This window comes from Actinoallomurus soli, assembly GCF_024055715.1.
GTDB classification, from domain to species: domain Bacteria; phylum Actinomycetota; class Actinomycetes; order Streptosporangiales; family Streptosporangiaceae; genus Actinoallomurus; species Actinoallomurus soli.
The window spans coordinates 94,395-115,466 of the sequence record NZ_JAMXMV010000015.1 but is presented as its reverse complement, the minus strand read 5'-3'; the positions used below and the strand labels follow the sequence as shown (position 1 = coordinate 115,466).

At 73.2% G+C, this 21,072-nt stretch carries 19 protein-coding genes; 16 read left to right on the top strand and 3 right to left on the bottom strand.

The genetic code is table 11. The features are described from left to right. Window positions 1–278: 278 nt before the first annotated feature. Complete coding sequence (locus NDW01_RS30530; RefSeq protein WP_252827786.1) at window positions 279–1,112, top strand: TetR/AcrR family transcriptional regulator; 834 nt, start codon at window positions 279–281, stop codon at window positions 1,110–1,112. On the opposite strand, the gene NDW01_RS30525 is transcribed toward NDW01_RS30530, so the two are convergent. Next, on the bottom strand, window positions 1,079–1,867 hold the full coding sequence (locus NDW01_RS30525; protein WP_252827785.1) for a TetR/AcrR family transcriptional regulator: 789 nt from the start codon (window positions 1,865–1,867) through the stop codon (window positions 1,079–1,081). The two genes, NDW01_RS30530 and NDW01_RS30525, sit on opposite strands and share 34 nt — an antisense overlap. 231 nt (window positions 1,868–2,098) lie before the next feature. Here NDW01_RS30525 and NDW01_RS30520 point away from each other — a divergent pair, with 231 nt between their 5' ends. The 5 genes from NDW01_RS30520 to NDW01_RS30500 all read left to right on the top strand — a co-directional run bounded on the left by NDW01_RS30520 (window position 2,099) and on the right by NDW01_RS30500 (window position 7,346). After that, entirely contained in the window at window positions 2,099–3,847 is a 1,749-nt protein-coding gene (locus NDW01_RS30520) for a Vgb family protein (RefSeq protein ID WP_252827784.1), read from the top strand. Between the two features lie 122 nt (window positions 3,848–3,969). Continuing rightward, the gene (locus tag NDW01_RS30515; RefSeq protein WP_252827783.1) at window positions 3,970–4,563 is read left to right on the top strand and encodes a hypothetical protein; all 594 of its coding nucleotides are present in this window, start codon (window positions 3,970–3,972) and stop codon (window positions 4,561–4,563) included. Between the two features lie 168 nt (window positions 4,564–4,731). Beyond that, a complete protein-coding gene (locus NDW01_RS30510) occupies window positions 4,732–6,627 on the top strand; it encodes a Vgb family protein (protein WP_252827782.1) in 1,896 nt (631 codons plus the stop codon). Window positions 6,628–6,761: 134 nt separating this feature from the next. Beyond that, entirely contained in the window at window positions 6,762–6,941 is a 180-nt protein-coding gene (locus NDW01_RS44485; RefSeq protein WP_252827781.1) for an MBL fold metallo-hydrolase, read from the top strand. Window positions 6,942–7,046: 105 nt separating this feature from the next. Continuing rightward, window positions 7,047–7,346: an MBL fold metallo-hydrolase gene (locus NDW01_RS30500; protein WP_252827780.1), complete on the top strand. Its 300-nt coding sequence runs from the start codon at window positions 7,047–7,049 to the stop codon at window positions 7,344–7,346. 48 nt (window positions 7,347–7,394) lie between these two features. On the opposite strand, the gene NDW01_RS30495 is transcribed toward NDW01_RS30500, so the two are convergent. Beyond that, complete coding sequence (locus NDW01_RS30495; RefSeq protein WP_252827779.1) at window positions 7,395–7,895, bottom strand: MarR family winged helix-turn-helix transcriptional regulator; 501 nt, start codon at window positions 7,893–7,895, stop codon at window positions 7,395–7,397. 107 nt (window positions 7,896–8,002) lie between these two features. On the opposite strand from NDW01_RS30495, the gene NDW01_RS30490 reads away from it, so the two are divergent. From NDW01_RS30490 to NDW01_RS30455, 8 genes are all read left to right on the top strand, one after another. Further along, on the top strand, window positions 8,003–8,962 hold the full coding sequence (locus NDW01_RS30490) for an EamA family transporter (RefSeq protein WP_252827778.1): 960 nt from the start codon (window positions 8,003–8,005) through the stop codon (window positions 8,960–8,962). 2 nt (window positions 8,963–8,964) lie between these two features. Then, entirely contained in the window at window positions 8,965–9,603 is a 639-nt protein-coding gene (locus NDW01_RS30485; RefSeq protein ID WP_252827878.1) for an NAD(P)-dependent oxidoreductase, read from the top strand. A 54-nt stretch (window positions 9,604–9,657) separates the two neighbouring features. Then, window positions 9,658–10,251, top strand: coding sequence for a TetR/AcrR family transcriptional regulator C-terminal domain-containing protein (locus tag NDW01_RS30480; RefSeq protein ID WP_252827777.1), 594 nt, complete (start codon window positions 9,658–9,660; stop codon window positions 10,249–10,251). A 57-nt stretch (window positions 10,252–10,308) separates the two neighbouring features. Next, a complete protein-coding gene (locus NDW01_RS30475) occupies window positions 10,309–10,749 on the top strand; it encodes a type II toxin-antitoxin system PemK/MazF family toxin (protein ID WP_252827776.1) in 441 nt (146 codons plus the stop codon). A gap of 110 nt (window positions 10,750–10,859) precedes the next feature. Beyond that, entirely contained in the window at window positions 10,860–12,056 is a 1,197-nt protein-coding gene (locus tag NDW01_RS43575; protein ID WP_305883832.1) for a cellulose-binding domain-containing protein, read from the top strand. Window positions 12,057–12,264: 208 nt separating this feature from the next. Further along, on the top strand, window positions 12,265–13,896 hold the full coding sequence (locus NDW01_RS30465) for an APC family permease (RefSeq protein ID WP_252827775.1): 1,632 nt from the start codon (window positions 12,265–12,267) through the stop codon (window positions 13,894–13,896). A 126-nt stretch (window positions 13,897–14,022) separates the two neighbouring features. Then, window positions 14,023–14,754: a response regulator transcription factor gene (locus tag NDW01_RS30460; RefSeq protein WP_308211823.1), complete on the top strand. Its 732-nt coding sequence runs from the start codon at window positions 14,023–14,025 to the stop codon at window positions 14,752–14,754. 7 nt (window positions 14,755–14,761) lie between these two features. Beyond that, window positions 14,762–16,135: a sensor histidine kinase gene (locus NDW01_RS30455; RefSeq protein ID WP_252827773.1), complete on the top strand. Its 1,374-nt coding sequence runs from the start codon at window positions 14,762–14,764 to the stop codon at window positions 16,133–16,135. A gap of 100 nt (window positions 16,136–16,235) precedes the next feature. Here the strand turns inward: NDW01_RS30455 and NDW01_RS30450 are convergent, their stop codons facing one another. Continuing rightward, complete coding sequence (locus NDW01_RS30450) at window positions 16,236–17,246, bottom strand: TAXI family TRAP transporter solute-binding subunit (protein ID WP_252827772.1); 1,011 nt, start codon at window positions 17,244–17,246, stop codon at window positions 16,236–16,238. A 137-nt stretch (window positions 17,247–17,383) separates the two neighbouring features. On the opposite strand from NDW01_RS30450, the gene NDW01_RS30445 reads away from it, so the two are divergent. Next, window positions 17,384–20,098, top strand: coding sequence for a right-handed parallel beta-helix repeat-containing protein (locus tag NDW01_RS30445; RefSeq protein ID WP_252827877.1), 2,715 nt, complete (start codon window positions 17,384–17,386; stop codon window positions 20,096–20,098). A gap of 77 nt (window positions 20,099–20,175) precedes the next feature. Continuing rightward, window positions 20,176–20,991 carry an SAM-dependent methyltransferase gene (locus NDW01_RS30440; RefSeq protein ID WP_252827771.1) on the top strand — a complete coding sequence of 272 codons (816 nt, stop codon included), beginning with the start codon at window positions 20,176–20,178 and terminating at the stop codon, window positions 20,989–20,991. Window positions 20,992–21,072 lie beyond the last annotated feature (81 nt).

The following is a 21,072-nucleotide window of genomic DNA, read 5'->3' as shown; positions in this document are numbered from 1 at the left end:
CCCTCCGGCGGCCGAGCCTCTTCCCGAGCGGGTGAACGCGGTGCCGGGTACGGCGTGGGTGACGTCCCGACCGTGGCAGAGGCGTCGCGGCCGCGCGATGGGATGCGGCTCCGGTGACAATGGCGCGAAACCGCGTCGCGCGAGCGGGACGGACCGATGGCTCGTGCGTTCCTTCGGTCCGGAAGGTAGCCTTTCGCCGTCGAGACCCCCGAGTAATGTGAGCCGGACGGTAGGTGACGACCGGCTTCCCCGGTTCTACGGAGGAACGCGCGGATTCCATGGCGAGGCAGTCCGAACGGCCGGCGGCGACCGGTCCAGCTCCGGCCCCTCCGGCGTCGACCGGCACGGCTCCGTCGACCGGCACGGCTCCGGTGACGGGTCAGGCTCCGGCGGCCGGTACGGCCTCGGCCCTCCCGGCGGCGCCCGGCGCGGAGCCGGCCATCCCGGGATCCCGCTCCGCGCGGGAGCCCGGCCGGGCCATCAAACCGGGGCGGCACGGGCTGCCGCCGGAGACCGTCGCCGACATCCAGCGGGACCGGCTCATCGACGGCTTCGTCCAGGTGGTCGCCGAACACGGTTACACCCGCACGACGATCAGCAAGATCACCGAGGCCGCCGGGGTGACCAAGAAGACGTTCTACGTCCACTTCACCGAGATGGACGACTGCTTTCTCGCGGCGTACCAGCGGGGCACCGGCATCCTCCTCGACCGCATGGCGCACGCGTACCACGGCGCGCACTCCTGGCCGGAGGGCATCCGCGCCGGACTGCGGGCGATGCTGGAGATCCTCGCCGCCGAGCCGCTGTTCGCCCGCGCCGCGCTCGTGGAGGTCAACGCGGCCGGCCCCCGGCTGCGCAAGGCGCGGATCGAGCACCTCGCGCGGTTCCGAAAGTTCTTCACCGACCCGGCGTACGACCTTCCGTCCCTGCCCACGGTCGTCATCGACGCGATCATCGGCGGGATCTACGGAGCGGTCTACGGGGCGGTGGAGGCGGGGGAGGGCGACCGCCTGCCGGCGATGCTGCCGTCCCTGGTCTACTTCGCGCTGCTGCCCCTCGGCCGCGAGGAGGCGGCGGCTCAGCTGGACGCGGGCGACCCGCCCTCCCGGTAGAAGGCCAGCAGGAAGTCGGTGAGCGGGTCCGCCAGCTCGGGAAGCTCCGCGGTCCGGTCGCACTCCACGTGGTTGTAGACCATCGTGTAGACCCCGCCGATGATGGCGTTCCTGATGTCGTCCGGGATCCGCGGGATGCCCGGTCCGCCGAGGAACGCGCGGAACCTCGCCAGGAACGCCACCCGCGCCCGGTGCGCCCGGGCGCCCACCATGCTCGCGTCGATGACGCACATCCGCGCGAAGGCGGGTTCGGCGGCGGCCAGCTCGAGGGCCGCCCGCAGCCCGGCGCGGACCGCCGCGGGCCACGACGACTCCGCCCGGTAGGCGGCCTCCGTCCGGGCGAGCAGAAGGCGGGTCCCGCGCTCGTACGCGGCCAGGAAGCACTCCTCGATGCCACCGAAGCAGGCGTGGAAGGCCCCGGTGGGCAGCCCGGCCCTGGCCGCCACCTCCTCGACCGTCGTCCGCGGATAGCCGCGCTCGGCCACCACGGTGACGAGCGCGTCCATCAACCGGGCCCGCCGCGCGTCCGCGTCGTCGCTCTCCGCCGGCTGCGCGGACTCGGCCGTCTGTGCGGACTCTGCGGGCTCGGCCGGCTCCGCCGACGGCGCGCGTCCGTCCGCGTCGTCTCCGGCGTCCGTTAAGCCGGTCCGCCGTGCCGCGGCGGCCTCCGCGTCCGCCGGCCGGGCCCGCCGCCCCGCCGCGCCGTCCGGGTGCGGCTCGCGTGGGTGCCCGAGTCCCGAGGCTCCGTCGCGCATGGGTGACCTCCCGTCCGTGGCACCGTCATCCGGCTGTCTACCGCCTGCCGGAGGGCGCGTAAATGCCGCCGGGCGCCCGATCGGGGTCGGTGACGGCCGGATCCGGCCGTCACCCCGGCTGCGGTTGACATGAGACACCGTACGGTTTCTATTTGCAGGAAGCTCGTTTGTTACCGACAAGTTTCGAACCGAACATCGTCCTCGGGGGATGAATCCCAAGGAGGCGGTGGCATGCGCCATCGTGGATCCAGAGCGGGAACGCTCCTGCTGGCCGCCCTCGCAGTGGCCCTCCCGTGCGTTCCCGCGCAGGCCGCTTCGGGCACGGTCACCGAGTACTCGGCGAGCATCCCCGACAGTACGCCGCTGGGCCTGACGGCCGGACCGGGCGGCAGCGTGTGGTTCACCGAGCACGCGCAGGGCCTCGGCCGGGTCGACGCCCTCGGCGTCGTGAAGGAGTACGCCGTCCCGGCGAACTCCCAGCACGAGGTGGCCGTCCCGGAGGGCGCCGCGACCGCGCCGGACGGGACGGTGTGGTTCACCGACGCGTCCACGGCCGTGCCGCGCGTGGGGAAGGTCAACCCCACGACCGGCGCGGTGACCGCGTACGAGGTGCCGACCACCGGGGACGTGAGCTTCGCGGGCGGGCAGCTCACCGACATCACCGCCGGACCGGACGGCGCCATGTGGTTCGCCGGCGGCCCGGCCGGCGCGGTCGGCCGGATCACCTCCTCGGGCGCGGTCACCGCGTACGCCACCGTCGGCCTGTCGCCGTACGCGATCACGACCGGCCCCGACAAGGCGCTGTGGTTCACCGACACGAACGGCGGGGCGATCGGGCGGCTGGACCCGGCCACGGGGAACGTCACGACCTACTCGCCAGACTCGTCGGGTTCGGGCAATCCGGCGGCCGGCGGCATCGCGGCCGGCCCGGACGGCGCGGTCTGGTTCACCGAGCCCGGCGTCGGCAAGATCGGCCGTATCGTCCCCTCGACCGGCGCCATCACCGAGTACGCCGTGCCGACCGCGAACTCCGCTCCGGAGGGCATCACCGCCGGCCCGGACGGCAACGTGTGGTTCACCGAGGCCGCGGCCGGCAACGTCGGCCGGATCGTCCCCGCGACCAAGAAGATCTCCGAGTACCCGCTGCCGAACGCCCTGTCCGCCCCGATGCGGATCGTCAAGGGGCCCGGGGCCGTGCTGTCGTTCACCGAGGCGGGCACGGGCGCCGTCGGCCGGCTGAACCCCGCCGCGCCGCCCTCCGGCTCGCCGCACGCCGCCGCCCCGCCGATCGCCGACGGCTCGAGTCCGCGGATCGCCGCGTCCTTCCAGGGCCGCTGTCCCACCACGGCGATCATCTGCCAGACCCAGATCACGACGGGCGGCAGCGTGAAGATCGGCGGCTTCAGCCAGACGATGCCGCCCGGCGCGCTGCGCGTCACCGGCTACGTCACCTCGCTGGGCACCGGCACGGCCACCCTCCAGCCGCCGCTCACCGGGTCCGAACTGGAGTCCGTCCCGGTCGAGGTGCCGGGAGGCATCATCGGCACCCTGCCGCTCATCGGCCCGATCCTCGGCATGACCCCGGCGGCGATGCTGCCGTTCAACAAGCTCACGATCACGCAGTCGCTGGCCGGGCCGGTGACCGTCGGGTTCGGCCCCAGTGGCCTGCAGGCCACCGCGACCCTGAACATCCAGCTCAACAACCAGTTGCTCGGCGGCAGCTGCGTCATCGGGCCGATCACCGCGAGCCTGGCCCCGGCGGACCGGTCCGGCGGCTCGGTGCACGACCCGCAGCTCGGCTGGCAGCCCCTGAACGTCGAGATCAAGGACACCACCCTGTCCGTGCCCAAGGCCCACGGCTGCGGCATCGGCGGAATCCTCGACGGGGTCATCAACTCGACCATGGGCCTGCCGTCGGCCTCAGGCAACAGCCTCGACCTTCCCGCGATCCTCAGCGTCGGCGCGGGGGCGCATTCCTGACCGGAGAGAGGAGGGCGTCACCCCCTCGCACCGCACCGTTCCACTGTCCCGACAACCCGCCACCACCCGCAGAACCCGGGACCGGCGAGGTCGGTCCCGGCCTCCTCAGGAGAGGTACGCACATGATCTCCAGAACGGCGAAGCTGGCCGCGACCGTCACCGGGGCCGGCGCCCTGGTCGCCATGATGGGCGGCATCGCCTACGCGGCGGGCGTCAGCCCGGCCAACACCGCGATCACCGCCACCAGCACCAGCGTGAAGTTCGCCGGCACCCTGTCCGGCCTGTCCTTCTCGGTGACCTGCACCAGCTCGACGATCAAGTTCACGACTCCGTCGTCGGGCTACGGCCCGGTCAACATCAGCCCGGACCCGACGTTCAGCGGCTGCAAGGACAACTTCGGCGGTACGGCCACGATCACGGCGAACCACACGAACGGCAGCTGGACGCTGCTGGCCATCGCCAGCCCGACGTCGGTCAAGATCACGATCCCGAAGGCGGGCGTGACGGTGTCGACGACCACCCTGCCCGGCTGCGTGGTGACGGGCGCCCCGACCGCCGCGGCGCCGATCACGGCGAGCTACAGCAACTCGACGGGCAAGGCCACGTTCACCAGCGCGAGCGTGCCGTTCTCCGGCAACGCGGCCTGCGGCACGATCAGCCCGACCGGCACCGCCACCGGCGTCTACACCACGAGCCCGACGGTCACGATCACCTGACGTACGCGACCGAGGGACGAAACACGAGCAGGGGCCGCCTCCGGGCGGCCCCTGCGCCTCCCCGTACCGCGCCGGTGACCGGAACCGGACGGGCGGCACCGATCGGCTTGACGTGAAACACCCGTGGGTTTCTAGTAGCCCACCATGAAGATCATAGGAGGCGATGGCATGCGCCATCGTGGTGTGCGCGCGGGGATGGTCGCGTCGGCGGCCCTGTTCGGCGCGGTCGCTCTCAGCCCGGCCTCGCCCGCCGGCGCCGCCGCCGGCGTGACCGAGATCGGGCTGCCCGTGCCCGACGTCGCCCCCGCGGGCCTGGTCGCGGGCCCGAGCGGCAGCGTCTGGTTCGCCGAGAACGCCGGCGGGCTGGGGAAGGTCGACTCGGCCGGCAAGGTCAAGGAGTACGCCCTGCCCGCCAACTCGGCCAAGACCCAGGGCGCGGCCGACGGGATGGCCGCCGGACCCGGCGGCCGCCTGTGGTTCACCGACTCCTCCGTCGACGTTCCGCGCGTCGGCTACGTCGACCCGGCGACGGGGAAGACCACCCTCTTCGAGGTCCCCACGACCGGCGACGTCAACTTCGCGGGCGGGCGGCTGACCGACATCATCGCCGGTCCCGGCGGCGCGATGTGGTTCGGCGGAGGCGCGTCGCCCGCGATCGGCCGGATCACCTCCTCGGGCACCGTCACCGTGTACGCCACCGCCGGCGCGAGCGTGTACGGCCTCGCGGCCGGCCCGGACGGGGCGGTCTGGTACACGGGCACCGACGGGTCCATCGGCCGGCTCGACCCGGAGACCGGCGCGGTCACCTCCTACAACCCGCCGTCCGCGGGCAGCGGCTCACCGGCCCTCGGCGGGATCGTCGCCGGTCCGGACGGCGCCCTGTGGTTCACCGAACCCGGCGTCGGAATGATCGGCCGGCTCGACCCGGCGAGCGGCGGCATCGACGAGTATCCGGTGAACACCGCCGACTCCGCGCCCATCGGCATCACCGTGGGCCCGGACGGGCAGATCTGGTTCACCGAGGCCGCCGCCAGCAACATCGGCAGCGTCGACCCCGGCTCCGGCACGGTCACCGAGTACCCGTTGCCCGCCACGCTGTCCGCGCCGATGCGGATCGCGGCCGGTCCGGGCAAGAAACTCTGGTTCACCGAGGCGGGCAAGGGCGCCGTGGGCAGTCTCGACCCGGCCGCGCCGCCGACCGGAGCGCCGCACCCCGCCGTCCCGGCGCTCGCGCACGGCAGCATGCCCCAGGTCGCCGCCAAGTTCCAGGCGCAGTGCCCGCAGAACCACGCCTGCCAGACGCAGATCACCTCCGGCGGCAGCGTGAAGATCGGCAGCTTCGCCCTGACGCTGCCGCCGAACGCGATCCGCGTCACCGGCTACATCTCCTCCCTCGGGCCGGGCAGCGTCCTCAACCCGCCGGTGATGGGGGACCAGCTCGTGTCGCAGCCCGTCGAGGTGCCCGGCGGCCTGATCGGTCAGCTGCCGCTGGTCGGCCCGATCCTGGGCAAGACCCCGGCGGCGCTGCTGCCGGTCAACAAGCTCACGATCACTCAGTCGCTGGCGGCGCCGATCACCGTCCAGCTCGGCCCGGGCGGCATCGAGGCGACCGCGAAGCTGAACGTCCACCTCAACAACCAGCTGCTCGGCACGTCCTGCGTCATCGGCCCGATCACCGCGAGCCTGACCCCGACGATCCTCGTCCCGGGCGGGGCCGGCGACCCGGCGCTCGGCTGGACGCCGTATCCGGTTCAGATCAACAACAAGATCGCGGTGCCCGCCGCCAAGGGCTGCGGTCCCGGCTCGATCCTCGACGGCGTGATCAACCAGATGATGGGCCTGCCGTCCGGATCGGCCAATAACTCCATGAACCTGACCGGCGTCATGAGCCTCGGCGTCGGCATCAACCCGGCGGACACCCCGGCCGTACGGTCCACGGCGTCGCCGTCGACCCTGTCGAAGCTCGTCGCGGGCCTGCGCCCGCAGCCGAAGGCCAGGAAGAGCGCCGCGAAGCGCGTCATGGCCCCGAAGAAGGTCACCGTCAAGCTGAAGGCCCGGCACTGACGGGTTCCGGATGGGGCGCCGGCCGGCAGGCCGACGCCCCATCGCCTTTCGGGCGCATCGTTGCCGGGCCCGGCCGATCGTCGGCCGAGCGCGCTACCCACCCCGACGACCCCGCCAACCCGTTCCTGGGGAGGGTGTACGGCGGCGCGCTGCTGGACGGCCTGCGCCGCCTGGGCCGCGAGCCGCACCGGATCGAGGCCGTCGCCATCACCCACCTGCACACCGACCACCTGGGCTGGGCCTGGAGCACGGCGCCCGGCGCCGGCGCACCGCCGTTCGCGCACGCCACCCACTTCGTCGCGGCGCCCGAGTGAGAGCGGCGCGATCTGGCGGCCGAGGGCGGGGCGACCGAGGAACGCCTGGCGGCCTTCGCGTCCCGCGTCCACCCGGCCCAGGACGGGGAGGAGATCTTCCCCGGTGTGCGGGCGTCGTTCGCGGCGGGACACACCGTCGGCCACACCACTTACACCATCACCGGCGGCGACCGGCGGCTCATCGCGTTCGGCGACGCCCTGCACGCGCCGGTCCAGGTCACGCACCCGGAGTGGTCCTGCGGGATCGACCACGACCCGGCCGAGTCCGCGGAGCACCGCCGCCGCCTGGTCGAAGAGCTGAGCCGCCCCGGCACGATCGGCTACGGCGGCCACTTCGCCGATGTCGTCTTCGGGCGCGCCGAACGCCGCCCCGACGGCCGGTTCACCCTGGTCCCCGTCGCCTGACCGGCATCCTCGGAACCGCCAGGGCCGCCCTCGTCGTCCGTGGGCGGATCATTCGATCGACGTGTCGCCGAAGGACTCGAGCAGGTCGCGCAGGAGGTCCGCCAGCTCCATCCTCCGGTCGGGACTCAGCGAGGCGAGCAGCCGGGCCTCGTTCGCGACGTGGAGCCCGACGACCTCGTCGACCAGGGCCCGGCCCCGTTCGGTCAGGCGGACCCGTACGGACCGGCGGTCCTGCTCGTCGGGCACCCGCTCCACGAGGCCCTTGGCCGCGAGCCGGTCGATCCGGTTGGTGATCGCCCCGGAGGTCACCATCGCGGCGCGGTTGAGCGCGCCCGCCGTCAGCGCGTACGGCGGGCCGGACCGGCGCAGGGTGGCGAGCACGTCGAACTCCCAGTGCTCCAGCCCGTGCGCGGCGAAGAAGTCCTTCAGCTCCCGGTCCACGAGCCTCGACAGCCGGTTGATCCGGCCGATGATCCCCATCGGCCACGCGTCGAGGTCGGGTCGCTCACGGGCCCACTGGCCGAGGATCTGATCCACCGCGTCGCTCACCGGGCACTCCTCTCAACGCAAACAATCTCAACGTTCATCTACTTGACGTTGAGCATCACTGCGTGCTGTTATCTCAACGTTGAGATTATCAATCTGGAGGGATCGACATGGCCGTTCTCACGGCCCGGCGGGACGCCTCCTCCTCGTCGAGCGTCCGCGACCTGGCCCTCACCGCGCTCACCCCCCTGACATGGGGGTCGACCTACGCCGTGACCACCGAGTTCCTGCCGCCCGGCCGGCCCATGTTCACCGCGATGACGCGGGCGCTGCCGGCCGGCCTCGTCCTCCTCGCCGCCACCCGCGTGCTGCCGCGCGGGGCCTGGTGGTGGCGGGCGGCCGTCCTCGGCGTGCTCAACATCGGGGCGTTCTTCCCGCTGCTCTTCCTGGCCGCCTACCGGCTGCCCGGAGGCGTCGCCGCGGTGCTCGGCGCGGTCGGCCCGCTGTTCGCCCTGGCGTTCGCCGCCCTGCTGCTGGCCGAGCGGCCCACCGCCCGCAAGCTGCTGGCCGCCCTCACCGGCCTCGCCGGGGTCGGACTCGTCGTCCTGCGCGCCGACGCCCGGATGGACGTCCTCGGCGTGCTGGCCGGGCTCGCCGGGGCGGCGTCGATGGCCGCGGGCACGGTGCTCACCAAGCGCTGGGGCCGCCCCGAGGGCGTCGGCCCGCTCGGCCTCACCGCCTGGCAGCTCACCGCCGGCGGGCTGCTGCTGGTGCCGGTGACCCTCCTCGTCGAGGGACCGCCGCCCGCCCTCGACGGGCGTGCCGTCGGCGGCTACCTCTACCTCGGGGCGGTCGGCACGGCCGCCGCGTACTGGGTGTGGTTCCGCGGCCTGTCCCGTCTTCCCGCGACCTCGGTGGCCTTCCTCCCGCTGCTCAGCCCGCTGTCCGCGGCGGTCATCGGCTGGGCCGCGCTCGGCCAGGCCCTGACGCCCCTGCAACTGCTCGGCATGGCGCTGGCCTTCGGCGGCACGCTGGCCGGCCAGTGGTCCGGCGGCCGGCGCCGCGAGGCCGTACCCGCACCACCCGCCCCACCGGCGGCACCCGCCGTCACCGCGAGGAGGAGCTCGTGACCATGCGCATCACCGTGTTCGGAGCGGCGGGGGCCGTCGGACGCCGCGTCGTCGCCGAGGCGCTGTCCCGCGACCACGAGGTCACCGCCGTCGTACGCGACCCCGCCCGGTTCGCCGAGCCGCCCGCGGGCGCCCGCATCCGTACGGCGGACGCCCGGAACGCCGAGGACGTGGGCCGCCTCGCCGCCGGCCAGGACATCGTGATCACCGCGACCCGTCCCGCTCCCGGCGGCGAGCCCGAGCTCGTCACGGTCGCGAAGGCGCTGCTGGCGGGCCTCGCCGGGACGGGCGTCCGCCTCCTCGTCGTCGGCGGCGCCGCGACCCTCACCGTGCCCGGCACCGGAGGACTCACCGTGGTCGAGGAGCCGGGGTTCCCCGCCGAGCTGCGGCCCATCGCACTGGCCTGCGCGGACCAGCTAGCGGCCTGCCGCGCCGCGACCGGCGTCGACTGGGCCTACCTGAGCCCGCCGGCGCTGCTGGAGCCGGGCGAGCGCACCGGTGCGTACCGGCTGGGCGCCGGCGAACTGCTGGTCGACGCCGAAGGAGAGTCCCGGATCTCCATGGAGGACCTCGCCGTGGCACTGCTCGACGAGGCCGAGAATCCCCGCCACCACCGGACACGTTTCACCGTCGGGTACTGATCTTCGGAACGTTTTCGTTGACGGGGCGGGTTTCCCGCAAGATCCTTATGCGTCATGGAAACCGATGATCGATCGGCGTGGTCCCCCTCGGCGAGCGGACACGGCGACGCCGTACGACATCAGGTGCTCGGGGCGGCCGCCGACATCCTGCGGCCCGCCCCGCCCGGGTCCGACCCGTCCGCGGTGACGCTCTATCTCGCCCTCCTGCAGGACCGCCTCCCCGTCTTCGCGCGCGTCATGAAGGACCTGGGCGCGCGGGTGGGCCGGGGCGAGGTCGCCGAGAACCTCTTCGCTGCCGGGCAGGCGACGATCGGGTTCTACCGGGAGATCCTGGCGGCGAAGGTGTCCATCCTCGCCAGTTCCGACCAGATCGTGCGGCTCCGGCAGGTGTTCCAGAGCCATGACCTGGGACCCCAGGCGGCGTACGCCGAGGTCGCGGGCTACCTGGAAGGGGAGCGCGGCCTCGGGCGGATCGCGGCCGACGTGGACTGCGTGGCGGCGGCGCGGCTGCTGATCGGCGCCTGCTTCAACCACGCGTTCATGAAGATGCTGCTCGGCGACGGGCCCGAGGACGAGGCGTTCGTCTCCCAGATGATCGGCGGGCTCCGGCTCGGTCACCGCCCTGACCTCACCGCCGCCGACGACTGAGCCCCGCCGGAGACGACGGAGCGCGGCCCCGGCTGGGCGGACGGATAAGCTGCCCGGATGTTCGATCATGGCGAAGACCCGCGGCCCGCGCACGGCGCGGTGCGCGAGATCTATACCCCCGAGAGGGCGGCGACCCTCGAGTACTCCCCGGACCTCGACGGCCTCGCGGACCCCGGCGAGATCGTGTGGGCGTGGGTGCCCTACGAGGAGGACCCGTCCCGAGGGAAGGACCGGCCGCTGCTGGTCGTCGGCCGGCACGGCCGCCGTCTGCTCGCGATGATGCTGTCGAGCCGTGACCACGGCGACGACCCCGACTGGCTCGAACTCGGCTCGGGAACCTGGGACCGGGACGGCCGCGAGTCGTACGTGCGGCTGGACCGCGTGTTCGCGCTCGACGAGGACGACATCCGCCGGGAGGGCGCGATCCTCGAGCCCGAACGGTTCGCCCGCGTCGCCGCCGCCCTGATGCGCGTGCACGGCTGGAAGGCCACGCGCTGACCCCTCAGGCGTGAAAGGAACGTGGAAGATCCTTGCCGGGCGCTTGAGGTCCTCTCACTCTGGTGCGTACGCGCTTCGGCGCGTACGCGCCGTCCCGGTGAGGAGCAGCCATGCCCGGCCCAGCGAAGACCCGACCCGTGTTCCGCCGGCCCGCCACCTGGCCGTACGGGGCCGCCTCGGCGGTGGTGGGAGCGATCCTCCTGGTGGTCTCGCTCGTGCTGCCCTCCGCCGGGACGGCGTCGGCCGCGCCGCCCTGCGCGGTCACGTACACCCTCAACCAGTGGACCGGCGGCTTCACCGCTCAGGTCAGCGTCACCAACAACGCGGCCCCGGTCACGAGCTGGACGCTGACCTGGACGTTCGCCGGTGAACAGAAGGTCACCTCCGCCTGGAACGCCCAGGTCACCCAGTCCGGGCAGGCCGTCGCCGCCCGGGACAGCGGGTACAACGGCGCGCTGGCGACCGGGGCCTCGACGAGCTTCGGGTTCCAGGGGACGTTCAGCGGCCAGAACACCGTCCCGGCCGACTTCGCGCTGAACGGCGCGAGCTGCGAGGGGGACGGCACTCCCACTCCCACGCCGACCCCCACCCCGACGCCGACTCCCACGCCCCCGACGTCGTGCGCGCAGGCGGCCTTCTGCGACGGCTTCGAGAACCAGACCGGATCGACGCCGTCCGGGGCCTGGCAGCCGTCCTACCCCGACTGCCAGGGCTCGGGAACGGTCGCGATCGACCACACGCAGGCGCACGGCGGCACCACCTCGCTCCGCGTGGACGGCGGCGCGACGTACTGCGACCACGCGTTCGCGGTCAACACGACCGGCGTGGCGGCGGCCGGCTCGGTGATCTACGTGCGCTACTACGTCCGGCACACGCAGGCGCTGCCCGCCGGTCACGTGGCCTTCACGACGCTGACCGACGCGGCGGACGGGAACAAGCACCTGCGGCTCGGCGGCCAGAACCAGGCGCTGCAGTGGAACCGCGAGTCCGACGACGCGACCCTGCCCGAGCAGAGCCCGACGGGCGTCGCGATGAGCGTGCCGCTGCCCGTGAACCGGTGGTCCTGCGTGGAGTTCGCCATCAACGGGACGAACGGCACCATGAGCACCTGGCTGGACGGAACCGAGGTCGCCGGCCTGCACGAGGACGGCACCCCGACGCCGGACGTCGACCGCCAGTGGCTGAGCCGGGCGAACTGGCGCCCGCGCCCTGTCGACCTGCGCCTCGGCTGGGAGAGCTACGGCGGCGCGCGGGACACCCTCTGGTTCGACGACGTGGCCGTCGGATCGTCGCGCATCGGCTGCTGACCGGCCGGGCCCCTTCGACGGACCGGGACCGAGCCCTTCGACGGACCGGGACCGAGCCCTTCGACGGACCCGGGCCGGGCGCCGCCGTCGCCCTGGAACCTCAGATCTCGCTCAAACGTCTCGGGTCGCGCTCCCGCGCGGGGGATTCTCGTCCGCATCGCGCGAGACATCCCCCCCGCTTCGAGCGCGCGACGAGATGGAGTGATCAATGGCGACCGCGTCATCCGTGTCCGGGCCCGCGTCGACCGGTGACTACCGGCGGCGACTGGGGACCTTCTCGCTGTTGATGGTCGGGCTCAGCTCGATCATCGGCTCGGGCTGGCTGTTCGGCTCGTGGAAGGCCGCGAAGGTCGCCGGCCCGGCGGCCCTCTTCGCGTGGATCATCGGTGCGGGCATCATGATCCTCATCGGCCTGTCGTACATGGAGCTGGGATCGACCTTCCCCAAGTCCGGCGGCATGGTCCGCTACGCCCAGTACTCCCACGGCTCGCTCGTCGGCTACATGGGCGGCTGGTCGAACTGGATCGCGATCGTCTCGGTCATCCCCATCGAGGCCGAGGCCTCGATCCAGTACATGAGCTCCTGGAAGTGGCACTGGGCCAAGGGGCTGTACGACGGGAAGGAACTGCACCCGATGGGACTGGCGCTCGCCGCCGTCCTCGTCATCGTGTACTTCCTGCTCAACTACTGGACCGTCCGGCTGTACGCCCTGGCGAACAACTTCATCATGATCGTGAAGTTCACCGTCCCGGCGCTGACGGTCATCGGCCTGATCGCCTCCGGCTTCCACGGCGGGAACTTCGTCCACCACGGCGGCTTCGCCCCGTACGGCTGGGCGGCGGTGCTCAGCGCGATCGCCACCTCCGGCGTGGTCTTCGCCTACAACGGCTTCCAGAGCCCGATCAACCTGGCCGGTGAGGCGCGCAACCCCGGCCGCTCGGTGCCGATCGCGCTGATCGGCGCGCTGGTCGTCGCGGCGCTCGTGTACGTCGGGCTGCAGACGGCGTTCATCGGCGCCGTGCCCGGTCACCTCCTCGGGCACGGCTGGTCCGGCATCGACTTCAACTCGCCGTTCGCCGACCTCGCGATGGCCTGGAACCTCAACTGGCTGGCCGTGACGCTGTACGCCGACGCGTTCGTCTCCCCGTCCGGCACGGGCATGACCTACACCGCGTCCACGGCGCGGATGATCCAGGGCATGAAGGAGAACGGCTACTTCCCGAAGATCCTGGGTTACGTCCACCCGAAGTACGGCATCCCGCAGCCGGCCATGTGGTTCAACCTCGCGGTCTCCTTCGTCTTCCTGTTCACCTTCCGGGGCTGGGGCTCGCTCGCCGAGGTCATCTCGGTCGCCACCGTGATCTCGTACGTGACCGGGCCGGTGTCGGCCATGGTCCTGCGGCGCACCTGCCCGGACCTGCCGAGGCCCGCCCGCGCGCCCGCGCTGAAGGTCGTCGCGCCGGCCGGGTTCATGTTCGCCTCCCTGCTGCTGTTCTGGTCGAAGTGGCCGCTGACCGGCGAGGTCATCGGGATCATGGCGCTCGGCCTGCCGATCTACGTCTACTACGGCTGGCGGCAGGGGTTCGCCGCGTGGGTCCCGCACCTGCGAGCCGGGATCTGGCTCGTCGCCTACCTCGCGTGGATGGCGCTGCTGTCCGCGCTCGGCAGCGCCAAGTTCGGCGGCCACGACGTCATCCCGTACGGCGTGGACATGGCGGTCGTCGCCGTCACGTCGCTGGGCTTCTACGCCTGGGGCGTCCGCAGCGGCTGGGCCGGGCCGTCCCGCGAGGTCGCGGGGGAGTCCGCGGTCGGCGAGACCGACCTGGCCTCCGTCGGCTGACCCCGAGTACTCCGGGCCCTCCCCCTCCGGCGCCGGGGAGGGCCCGGTCCCATTCGTGTGATCGGCCCGGTACGGTGTGCGATTGAGGCGAAAGATCGCTTAGGTCGCCTGACGGAAGGAGCGGTGGTGCGGCTACTCGTCGTCGAGGATGACGTCCGCGTCGCCGCGGCGCTGTGCTCGGTGCTCCGCCGGCACGGCTTCGAGGTCGACCCGGCCTGCACCGCCGCCGAGGCGCTCGAACGCCTCGTGAACGAGCCGGACGTCATCCTGCTCGACCTCGGCCTGCCCGACAGCGACGGGTTCGAGCTGTGCGGCCGCATCCGCGCGGTCCGCGACGTCCCGATCATCATGGTGACCGCGCGGTCGGACGTGCGCTCCCGGATCCACGGCCTCCACCTCGGCGCCGACGACTACGTCGTGAAGCCGTACGACGTCGGGGAACTGATCGCGCGCATCCACGTCGTCAGCCGCCGCTCGGCGCGGCACGACGGCGCCCGCCCCGCCGAACCGGCCGCGGACGAGCTGATCGCCGGGCGCATCCACCTGGACCGGCTGCGCCGGGTGGTCAGCGTCGACGGGGTGCCGGCGAGCCTGACCCGCAAGGAGTTCGACCTGCTGGCGGTCCTCGCCCGACGGCCCGGCGTCGTCTGCCCCCGCGACCAGCTGATCAGCGAGGTCTGGCACACGAACTGGCAGGGCAACCAGCGGACGCTGGAGGTCCACATCGCCTCGCTGCGCGCCAAGCTGAAGGTGCCCGGCGCCATCCAGACCGTGCGCGGCGTGGGCTACTGCGTCACCGCGGACGGCGGCACGCGGCCCGCGCCCCCGCATCCGCGATCCGCGCCCCCGCATTCGTGATCCGACCGTGCGCGCCCGCCTGATCCTCGTCCTCAACACCCTGGTCATCTGCAGCCTGCTCGCGCTCGGCGTCCCGCTGGCCACGAGCATCGTCCGCCAGCACCAGGACGCCCTCTTCCAGGACCGGCTGGACGACACGTCGCGGTTCGCCTCCATCGTGGCCGGCGAACCCCTCGGCACGTCGCCCTCGGAGATCGGCGAGGAGATCACCCGCTACCACGACGTCTACGGGACCGCCGCGGCGGTCGTCGACCGCCAGCGCTCGATCCTGCTCGACACGCCCGGCTACCCGGGCAACGACGCGGACGGCGTCCGGGTCGGGCTGCGCCAGGCGTTCGCCGGCCGGCACAGCGCCGACACCGGCACCATCTGGCCGTGGGAGGACGGCCCGCTCGTCGTGGCCGCGCCGGTGACGCGGAACGGCGACGTCGTGGGCGCGGTCGTCACGGTCTCGCCGACGGGCCGGATGCGGGCCGCCGTCGCGCGGGACTGGGCGCTGCTCGCCGCCGCGGAGGCCGTCGCGGTGCTGCTCTTCCTCGCGCTGGCCCACCTGGTCGCCACCTGGATCCTGCGCCCGGTCCGCGCGCTCGACGCGGTGACCCACACGATCGCGACGGGACGGCTCGACGTGCGCGTCCCGGCCGCGACCGGCCCTCCGGAGCTGCGGCGCCTCACCGCGTCGTTCAACGAGATGGTGCAGAAGGTCGAGGCCACGATGGAGCGCCAGCGCGCGTTCGTGGCCGACGCGTCGCACCAGCTGCGCAATCCGCTGTCCGCCGTCATGCTGCGGCTGGAGGGCCTGGCGCTGTCCCTGCCCCCCGGGTCGGAGGAGGAGATCCAGGATCTGCGGCACGAGGCCGAGCGCCTCACACGGGTCCTGGACGACCTCCTCGAACTCGCCCTCGCCGAGGAGCACGGCGCCACGGTGGAGGCCATCGACCTGGCCGTCCTCGTCGACGAGCGCGTCACCGCCTGGCAGGTCGTCGCGGACCGGCGGGCCATCGAGGTGCGCCGCCGGTGGACGGGACCGGTGCTCGGCGCCGCCGACCCCACCGGTCTGGGCAGCGCGTTCGACGCGGTGATCGACAACGCGCTGAAGTTCTCCCCGGAGGGGTCGGCCGTCACCGTCGAACTGGCCGAGATCGGCGGCGACGTCGAGATCCGCGTCACCGACGAGGGCTCCGGCCTGCCGCCGGAGGAGCTCGCCCGCATCGGCGACCGGTTCTGGCGCAGCCCGGGTCACCAGAACGTCGACGGCTCCGGGCTGGGCCTGTCGGTCGCCCGTACGCTCCTGGAGGCGAGCGGCGGCCGGCTGGAGATCGCCGCCGCCGACGGCGCGGGCCTCCGCGTGACCATGGCCGTCCCCTCCGTCACCGTCTGACCGGCGGGTGGCGGCGCGGGCGGGCGGCGACCGCGGTCCGCGCCGTCACGTCCAACCGGCCGGTGGGCCCGCGGGCCGGTGACCCTGGCGGTGCCCGCCGTCAGCGCCGGATCGAGCGGTAGTACCGCAGCGCCCCCGGGTGCAGGGGGACCGGGTCGGTCTGGATCGCGCTGCGCACGTCCAGCAGCTCCGCCGAGGGCACCGCCGCGGCGAGGGCGTCCCGGTCCCGGATCAGGATCTCGGTCACGCGGTAGGCGAGCCCGTCGTCGAACGAGGCCGGGGCGGCCAGGAAGTTGGCCAGGGCCAGGGTCTGGGTCTCGTCGACGTTCACGTAGGTGCCGCTCGGGATCGTCGCCGCGCGGTAGTAGGGCCCGTACCGCCGGCGGATCTGCGGCGCCAGCCCGCCCAGCGGGATGAGGCGGATGGGGATCCGCTCGGCCAGCTCGGCGATCCCGGCGGTCGGCAGGCCTCCGGACCAGAAGAACGCGTCGATCAGGCCCGACAGCAGGCCCGCGGGCGCGTAGTCCAGGCCCATCCGCACCGGCGTCAGGTGCCCGGTCAGCCCGGCGGCGCTCAGCACCCGCCGGGCGACGAGTTCGACGCCCGACCCCTTCGCGCCGACCGAGACGTGCCGGCCGCGCAGGTCGTCGATGGTGTGGAAGCTCGACGATTCCAGGACCACCAGGTGGAGGTAGTCGTCGTACAGGCGGGCCAGCGCCCGGATCGGCGCGTCGGGATCGGGCGTCGCCGTGCCGTGCTCGGACGCCGCCGCGCCGGCGGCGTCGGCGGCCAGGAACGCGAGCCGGTCGCCGCCCCACCGCAGCCACTGGAGGTTGTCCAGGGACCCGGTCGTGACTTCCGCCGAGGCGCGCACGCCCGGGAGGCGGTCGTCGAGGAGGCGGGCGAGCCGTTGGCCGTACCGGTAGTAGACCCCGTCCGTCACCCCGGTCGCGATCGGCAGGTGTCCCTTCCGGTAGCGACCTCCCGCCCCGGTCAGGGCGCAGCCGCCGATCGCGGTGGCGGCCGCACCCAGGGCCGCCAGCAGGGCGGTCCTCCGGTCCGGCATGCCCGGCCGGCCGGGGTAGCCGGACCATCGCGCACGGTAGGGCATGAGGCATGATCTCACTCGGCGGAGCCGCGTGGTGACGGTTGCCCGATCGTGATCCGCGCCACGCCGTCCCGGTGCCGGACGCGGGACGGCGACACTCGCATGTGGCAGGTGAGCCTGGCAAGCTTGATCGCGTGGGTATGCCAGGGAACACGGATCGTGAGGAGTTCCGTGTCAAGGCGGGTTGGCAGCGCGTCGCGCCCGGAGCCTGGGGCGGGCACCGTACGATCGGCGCCGCCGTGCGTGCCGCGGCCGACGGCGCGGTGGTCTCCGTCCAGCCCGGCGTCTACAACGAGGCGCTGATCATCGACCGGAACGTCACGATCGTGGCCGCGAAAGGGGCGGGCACGGTACGCGTCGTCTCACCGCACGGGCCCGCGCTCAGCCTGCACGACTGCTCGGCGACCGTGCGCGACCTGACGCTGGAGGCGGCGGGCTCCGCGGACGTGGCCGTGCTCGGCCGTGACGGCGCGCCGGTCCTCGAACGCTGTGAGATCAACGGGGGCGGCATCACCTTCACCGACGCGACCTTCACGCTGCGCGGCTGCGACCTTCGCGACGCCGGCCAGGGCGTGCGCGTGACGGGCACGAGCAAGGGGATCATCGCCGACTGCACCGTGCGGTCCGTGGCGGGCGCGGGCGTACGGCTCGACGGCACCGCCCAGGTCGAGTGCGTCCGCACCGTGGTCGACCGGACGCGCGGCCCCGGCCTGCAGCTCGGCGGCGCCGCCCACGGGATCTTCACCGACTGCAAGATCCGCCGGTCGGGGAACGCCGCGCTGGTCATCGGCGGCGCCGCGTACGCCTCCCTGCGCGGATGCGGGCTGCACGACTCCGGAGCGCAGGGCGTTCGCCTGGAGGACTCCGCGGGGGCGGCGGAGCCGGCGCCGGCCGCGGCCCACCGCGACGAGGCCGAGGGCGCCTCGGCCGGGCTGGAGGATCGCCGGGTACGGCTCGAGGGCTGCGAGATCGTCCGCACCAAGGCGGAGGGCGTCCTCGTACGCGGGGAGGCCGCCGCCCGGCTGAAGGACTGCCAGGTCCGCGAGACGGACGCGGCGGCGATCGTCGCGACGGGGTCCTGCCGGCTGGACCTGGAGGACGTGCGCGCCGTCGACGTCACCGGGACGGCGCTGGTCGTCACCGGGGCGGGCGCCGTGCGCGCACGCCGGTCGGTGTTCGCCCGGTCCGGGGCCAACGGGGTGCACTGCAAGGGCGACGCGGTGGTGTCCCTGCGGGAGTGCGAGATCGCGAGGACGGCGTTCACGGCCGTCCACCTCGGCGGCGGCGCGCGCGCCACGCTGCAGGACTGCCACGTCCGCGAGACCCCCGAGCACGGCGTACGGGTCGACGAGCGCGCCGACCTGTTCGCCGAGCGGACCCGGATCGAACGCGCGCGGCTCGCCGGGGTGTCGATCGAGGGCGCCGACGCGGTGCTGCGGGAGTGCCGCGTCAGCGACGTGGAGATGGGCGCCCAGATCACGACCCGGCACCGGCCCCTCCTGGACGACTGCGAGTTCTCCGACGTGGCCCGTACCGGGATCGAGGTCGGGCCCGACACCGGCGTGCTGATCCGCGGCGGCAAGGTCTCGGGGACCGGGTCGGCGGGGGTCTTCCTCGACGAGGGCAGCGAGGCGTGGATCGAGGACGCCGAGATCTGCGACACCGAGGGCAGCGCGCTGGTGATCTGGACGGGCGCCCGGCCGCGCGTCCGGTCGGTGACGATCGCCCGGTCCGGGAAGAACGGCGTGTACCTCAACGAGGGCGCCGCCGGGGTGCTCGAGGACTGCGACATCTCCGAGACGGGCTTTCCCGCCCTGTACGTCGGCGCGCACGCCACGCCCACCGTGCGCCGCTGCCTCGTGCACGACACCCGCGAGGACCTCACCGTCGCGGACGGCGCCGAGCCGGTGTTCCAGGACTGCCGGACCGGCAACGTCGCCACGAGCGCGATCCCGTCCGCCGAGCGCAGCCAGCGCGCCGTCCCGCGCCCCGGCGCGGCGCACGCCACCGCCCGCGGCGCCCTCACGGAGGGCGACGGCAGGGAGGACCTGGCGGACCTGCTCGCCGAGCTCGACCGGCTGGTCGGCCTGAGCCGCGTGAAGCAGGAGGTCGCCTCGCTGGCCAAGCTGATGCAGATGGTCAAGCGCCGCGAGGAGGTCGGGCTGTCGCCGCCGCCGCTGTCGCGGCACCTGGTCTTCGCCGGCAACCCCGGCACCGGCAAGACGACCGTCGCCCGGCTGTACGGGCGCATCCTGGCCGCCCTCGGGCTGCTGTCCAGCGGGCACCTGGTCGAGACCGACCGCGGCGACCTGGTCGGGGAGTACGTCGGCCACACCGCGCCGAAGACGCAGGCGGTCTTCAAGCGGGCGCTGGGCGGCGTGCTGTTCGTCGACGAGGCGTACGCCCTCGCGCCGTACGGGCAGAGCAACGACTTCGGGCAGGAGGCCATCGCCACGCTGGTCAAGCTGATGGAGGACCACCGCGACGAGGTGGTGGTCATCGCGGCGGGCTATCCCGGCGACATGGAGCGGTTCATCGACTCCAACCCCGGTCTCGCGTCGCGGTTCACCCGTACGCTCACCTTCGAGGACTACTCGTCCGAGGAGCTCGTCCGCATCGTGCAGTACCAGGCCCGGCAGCACGACTACCACCTGCCCGAGGACACCCTGGCCCGGCTGCTGGAGTTCTTCGAGCGCTACCCGCGCGGGGCGCGCTTCGGGAACGGCCGCGCGGCCCGGCAGGTGTTCCAGCGGATGACCGAGCACCAGGCGCAGCGGGTCGCGGAGCTCCGCGCGCCGACGAAGGACGATCTGACGATCGTACGGCCGGAAGATCTTCCGGATGCTCCGCTTTGAGGCGTTGTCACGTAGTTCTGCGGTAGGCGTCGGTTTCTGGGATCATTCGACCTGTGGTGGTCCGTGAGGGGGCGAAGGTGGAGTCTGGTTCGAGGTCGTCCGGCTTCGACCCGACCATGCCCAACGAGGCCCGGATGATCGACTACATCCTCGGCGGGAAGGACAACTTCGCCGCCGACCGGGCGGCCGCCGAACGCGCCCTCGCCCTGGCGCCCGAGCTTCCGATCATGGCGCGGGAGTCCCGTAACTTCCTCGACCGCGCGGTGCGCTTCATGGTGGCCGCCGGGATCCGGCAGTTCGTCGACGTCGGCTGCGGGCTGCCGACCCGGGGCAGCGTGCACGAGGTCGCGCACGCCACGGCCCCCGAGACGCGGGTCGTGTACGCCGACCAGGACGCGCTCGTCGTCAACCACGCCCAGGCGCTGCTCGCCGGCTCCCCCCGCACCGCGGTCATCCGCGCCGACATGCACGACCCCGACGCGCTGCTCGCCCATCCGCGGCTGACGGAGCTGATCGACCTGCGGCAGCCGGTCGGGATCCTGCTCGTCGGCGTGCTCAGCATCATCCCGGAGGACGACGTCGCGGTCCGCATCGTCGAGCGCTTCCGCCAGGGGATCGCCTCCGGCAGTTACCTGGCGATCAGCCACGCCATCTCCGACCCCCGGCCCCAGGTCACCGAGAAGCTCGCCGAGCTCTACCAGGACGAGCAGATCGTCAGGGGCAGCCGGCGGCGCAACGTCCGCTCGCTGGCCGAGGTCGAACCCTGCTTCGCGGGGCTCGACCTCGTCGAGCCCGGTATCGTCAAGGTGCCGGCCTGGCGTCCGGACTCCGGCGTACCCGCCGTCGACCCCGAGATGATCTGGTCGGTCGCGGGCGTGGGGCGAAAGCCCTGACCGGCGCGCCCCGGCACCCGCCCACCTCGAGCGTTCACCCCCGCCCGGCCGTGCCCGCCCGCGCGCCCGTCCCGTCGGCCC